This window comes from Rubrilithobacter danxiaensis, from assembly GCF_047272945.1.
Taxonomy (GTDB): domain Bacteria; phylum Bacteroidota; class Bacteroidia; order Sphingobacteriales; family Sphingobacteriaceae; genus Rubrolithibacter; species Rubrolithibacter danxiaensis.
Map to the genome: position 1 here is coordinate 1 of NZ_JBKOPS010000028.1, position 4,216 is coordinate 4,216.

The 4,216-nt window shown below is 34.0% G+C and carries 5 protein-coding genes; 1 reads left to right on the forward strand and 4 read right to left on the reverse strand.

The window, feature by feature from the left end; translation table 11 throughout:
- The 4 genes from ACLCDL_RS17790 to ACLCDL_RS17805 all read right to left on the reverse strand — a co-directional run.
- Positions 1-369 (reverse strand): hypothetical protein (locus ACLCDL_RS17790; RefSeq protein ID WP_423149761.1); only part of this gene is annotated, 369 nt, incomplete at its 3' end.
- 48 nt (positions 370-417) lie between these two features.
- Positions 418-900: a hypothetical protein gene (locus ACLCDL_RS17795; protein WP_423149762.1), complete on the reverse strand. Its 483-nt coding sequence runs from the start codon at positions 898-900 to the stop codon at positions 418-420.
- A gap of 47 nt (positions 901-947) precedes the next feature.
- Complete coding sequence (locus tag ACLCDL_RS17800; protein ID WP_423149763.1) at positions 948-1,424, reverse strand: hypothetical protein; 477 nt, start codon at positions 1,422-1,424, stop codon at positions 948-950.
- Positions 1,425-1,980: 556 nt separating this feature from the next.
- Positions 1,981-2,739 (reverse strand): hypothetical protein, encoded by a 759-nt coding sequence (locus ACLCDL_RS17805; protein ID WP_423149764.1) that lies wholly within the window; start codon positions 2,737-2,739, stop codon positions 1,981-1,983.
- 527 nt (positions 2,740-3,266) lie between these two features.
- Here ACLCDL_RS17805 and ACLCDL_RS17810 point away from each other — a divergent pair.
- Entirely contained in the window at positions 3,267-4,061 is a 795-nt protein-coding gene (locus ACLCDL_RS17810; protein ID WP_423149765.1) for a hypothetical protein, read from the forward strand.
- The last annotated feature ends 155 nt before the right edge of the window (positions 4,062-4,216 follow it).

Sequence of the window (4,216 nt, forward strand, 5' to 3'; positions counted from 1 at the left end):
AATCTCATCCTCAAATGGACAATTATAGAATGCATATTCAATCTGATAGTATAGTAAGAAATCACAGCTTAATCTGAAGTAGAAGCAGGGAGAAACAAAGATCTCCATTTCATCAAATGTGCTTCGATCTCCTCTTGAGTCTTTCTCAAATACTGTTTTTAATGTTTTATCTGATGAGCTGATATGAAGATCTCTAGCTGTCTTAAGAACCCTTTTATAGATACTCTCAGTAGTTCTGTTATGCATTAAAATATTTGAACTTCCTGGTATCTGTGCTCTAACATGATTCTTGCGTAGTCTTCCAGGATAGTTGAATTCTTTTGGCTCTGGGCGAACTGGTTCTGGTTTAAAAAATTCCTTTTGTTTCATGGTATATATTTTAGAAGCTAAAGCTTACCGAAGTAAGCTTTTAAATTATCAGTTCATTTTCTCCTCAATGCTAATGGAAATGAAGTCATTCTCACCGTTAGCTAACCTGTTAATAAAGAAAGATTGTACGTTAGCAGGATTGTTTAGCCTTACAGAATCTTCGATATTCAGTTTTGTAGCTTCAAACATCGTATGCTTATAAAGCTGTCTTAATGCTCTGTTGTACATTCTTGCTCCGAACTTAGCCAGTGCATCTTCATCATAAGTGAAGTACAGCATCTTATATCCTGCTTTATTAGTTGCAAGGGTTATGTTCCAGAAGAAGCAGATGAATTCCTGATCCAGATTGGTTCCTCTAGCACTCTTTGCATGATTAACTTCAATGCAGGTTCTGTACTTCTTACTTTCAAATACAGTAAGTAGAGGTTTTACAGCTTGTGTGATTTGATGGTAAGCTTTTTCAACTTCCTTGTTCCTTGCTTTAAGGTTTTGCGCTAATTGGAATTCTTCGTCCTGTGTTTTTACAGTCATAACAATAGATTTTAAGTGAATAGAATTGATTAAATGGAAAAGGACCTTTAGAGGCCCTTCTTTTCAATGATTTGTTTGTAGTAGTTGTACTCCTTAATCCTTACAATATTCCTGGCATCATCAAAGACCTCAGAATAGTATGGGAATACCTGAAGGCAATCCTCAATGTTCACTTTCGTGCTTGAAGATGCAGTTAGCTTATAAAGAATACGGATAACCTGAGTATAAAGAGATTGACCCAGGTAAACAGAAGCACAATCATTCAGTGCGTAAGCAATAGAAAAGTGACCTTGCTTATCCGCATTTAAGCAGAGGTAGATGTAATCTGTCAACACTTCATAAATTTCAGATTGAGCGTTTTGATTCTGTTTGTGATCAATTTCTATTCGTGTTCTTAGATTCTCTGATTTAAAGCTTGTAGACAGTTCTGCTATCTCTTTTATGATCTTGAAATAGCATTTTTTGATTTCGTGGTTGCGTACCTTTTGACGATCAGGTAAGTGAATTGCTTGTAAATAGTTCATAAGAGTTGAATTTTAGAGGATTGAAGGGTGTTGATTTGCAGGAAAGTGATTTGAAAGAGTAATGAAAGCAGTTTTAGCTTATAAAATAATAGGTTGAGAAGTGAGGATTTACTTTAGAAGCTAATGAGTCTGGGAAACTCAGGCACTATTCTTAGTATAGGATATGATGAGAGTTTGGGATTTCTCGAATAGGTGAAAAATATGGGGTTGGTTGCCTATCTTCCAGATCGACTAACATAAAATCTTTTACATTCCTTCAGAATGATGGTGAGGGGCTTATATCAGAGCGAGTACTATGCGCTTAAGACAAAATTGATTTATATAGAGATAGCGAGTAAGTATTACGAGTACCGGGGGGGATAAAATAAAATGAGGATGTTATATGAGGCTAAAAGAGGATTAGGTTATCTTGGTGTAGATAAAATCAGGAAATTAACCAGACTGATTCTTTAAAAGCTCACACAGCTTTTTCCTTTTTTCGTTCAAACGACTTTCATTCTCTATAAGAGGCAACTTTTAAAACTTTTAGGAAATTGGGGAAATGGTATTAACGCACTTACTGTGACGACTTATATTCAAAAGCAATCTCATAGGACTCCCAAATTAGTGGATTATAAGATTCTTTGTTAGAATTCAACACGTTTTTAAGAAATATTTGAGTTTCACTCCAGAAAAAGTCTACTATAGCCGAATTAATCAGATCTGTATTCATTGACCTGACAAAGTTTACTGGTTTAACTAACTTCTTTTCCACCAAAAAATTATAAACATTCTCATAATGTCCAAAGTGCTTCATTACTGGCTTGTTATTGACAACTTTAACAGTAAACTTTACTGGTTTACTATGAGTTAGCATGTTTCTAAAATGAAACAATGTGGATATGCTCTTCCAGTTCTCGTTACTGGTAGCCGAGTGCAAATCTAATCCTGTTGCAGTCTTATAATATCCTTTTAAGTCAGACCAAGTTGAATTATCCAGCTTCTCATTAAAATCTTGGTTTAAACGGAACTCCAGACTGTTGTCGTTCAGTTTCTCTCCCACGTTATATTTGATGAGTTCATAAAGAAATCCTTCAATAACTATTGCTGAGTTTATGAGGATGGAAATATTAATAATATGCAAGGTCGGTACTGTTTGTCTTATCGCTCTATGAAAATCAATGAGTTCAGGAAAATACCACCATGCATAATATTCACCTGACTCTGCGGAACCGTCGTAATCTTTCATTACTTCATAGCTGCCGAGCCCGTACTTTTCCACTTTCGCCCTAAGGTCTCTTTCAAGCTGAGTTACTTTTTTTGATTTTCTTCCCATAGCAAGGTAAATAGACTTAGAATATACTCTTAGAATTTGTTTTCATTCAGGGTGTAGACATAAGTATCCAATTATAAAGAAATCAAATCAAGGATTAAGAGTTGATCTTTGATTCATTCTACCACCTTCAGCCAATCCCATTGAAAGAGTGTCAGTAATTATTTTGTATAAAGCGATTATGAGAATGATGAAAATACCACTGTAAAAGATATAACGAGTTAACTAAATCTAATTCTTACTCTTAAAGCTACATTTTACCTTTTAAATAAGCAAAAGAGATGTTTTAGTACAAAATGAAGCAAAAAGGCAGGTTTAGCATGAAAACGAGCAAAAAGGGGTGTTTTAGGAGTAAAACCTTTAGAATGACTGTTTTGGTAAAAAGAGTTTAGCAACCCTTATAATTATTGAGGTTTGATTGTCTGCTTGTAGCAAATAAAGCCGTATATGATTACATTAGTGCTATCAAATACCGAGTTGCTATAATTTATAGAACACATATAAAGACTTAAACTTTATCGTAATTTAAGATGATGCTACTTGAAATAAATTTTACACCATACATTCCAACCACGTTATTTGGACTTCTCGGATTGATTTCAGGTTATATCTTCTTCTATTTTAGAAATAAAAACAATACAAGATTAAAAGAAATTCAAAGTGCAAATCCTAAAGATCGAATTAGAGCGATAGAAATGTCCCTCAATGACCTTGGCGTTAGTATTGATACCTCCAACCTAGATTCAAATCAAAAACTTATAATAATTAAAGATATTTTACGAGCAAAGGCAAATCGATATTTGACTCTTACCATAGCATTATTAGTTATTGCTCTATTAGCTACTTTTTTAATCTGGAATAATTCGAATCACAACAAGATTCCAAATCAGAATGAAACTGACACAACGAAAAAAAGTCCTAACGATAATGATATTACCTCAAATGACCCTATTAGAGAGCTCCCAAAACCACCTCCTGATATAGAGAAAGTAGATGGATACTACCCTACATTAACTGACTACGAAACATTAAAGATGGCTGAGGAACCGGGATCAGGTTGTGAAATAAAAGAAGGATACGATACATTGGTTTTAATTCGAGTTGTTGAAGAAAATCCTAAGGATTCCACCCAAGGGTATTATATTATGCAAAACAAAAACGGTATAAGAGATCCTTATTATCTTGATGAATGGAACTTAAGTAGTTCAGAACACAGCTGGGTATCAACTATAATGCTTCCAGGAAGAAAATTAAGAGTAGCAACAGTCGTATGTGGAAGTGGTGGTATAACTAACTTAATTTATGTTGAACCCTTAAAACGATAGGTAGATTGATTTCCCATTTAGTATTGATTCTTTTAGTAATATACATTCGGATTTTGAAATGTGCCTCTCATTACTGTTACTTTAATAGCTAAGCTTTTAAAGTATAAAGGTGAGAGTTTTAGCTTTTAAAGAATAAGGGAAAGACTATCAGGTTC

Excerpts from the sequence above, each read along its gene's own strand:
- ACLCDL_RS17795 (WP_423149762.1), bottom strand. The coding sequence starts at position 900 with ATGACTGTAAAAACACAGGACGAAGAATTCCAATTAGCGCAAAACCTT.
- ACLCDL_RS17800 (WP_423149763.1), bottom strand. The coding sequence starts at position 1,424 with ATGAACTATTTACAAGCAATTCACTTACCTGATCGTCAAAAGGTACGC.
- ACLCDL_RS17805 (WP_423149764.1), bottom strand. The coding sequence starts at position 2,739 with ATGGGAAGAAAATCAAAAAAAGTAACTCAGCTTGAAAGAGACCTTAGG.
- ACLCDL_RS17810 (WP_423149765.1), top strand. The coding sequence starts at position 3,267 with ATGATGCTACTTGAAATAAATTTTACACCATACATTCCAACCACGTTA.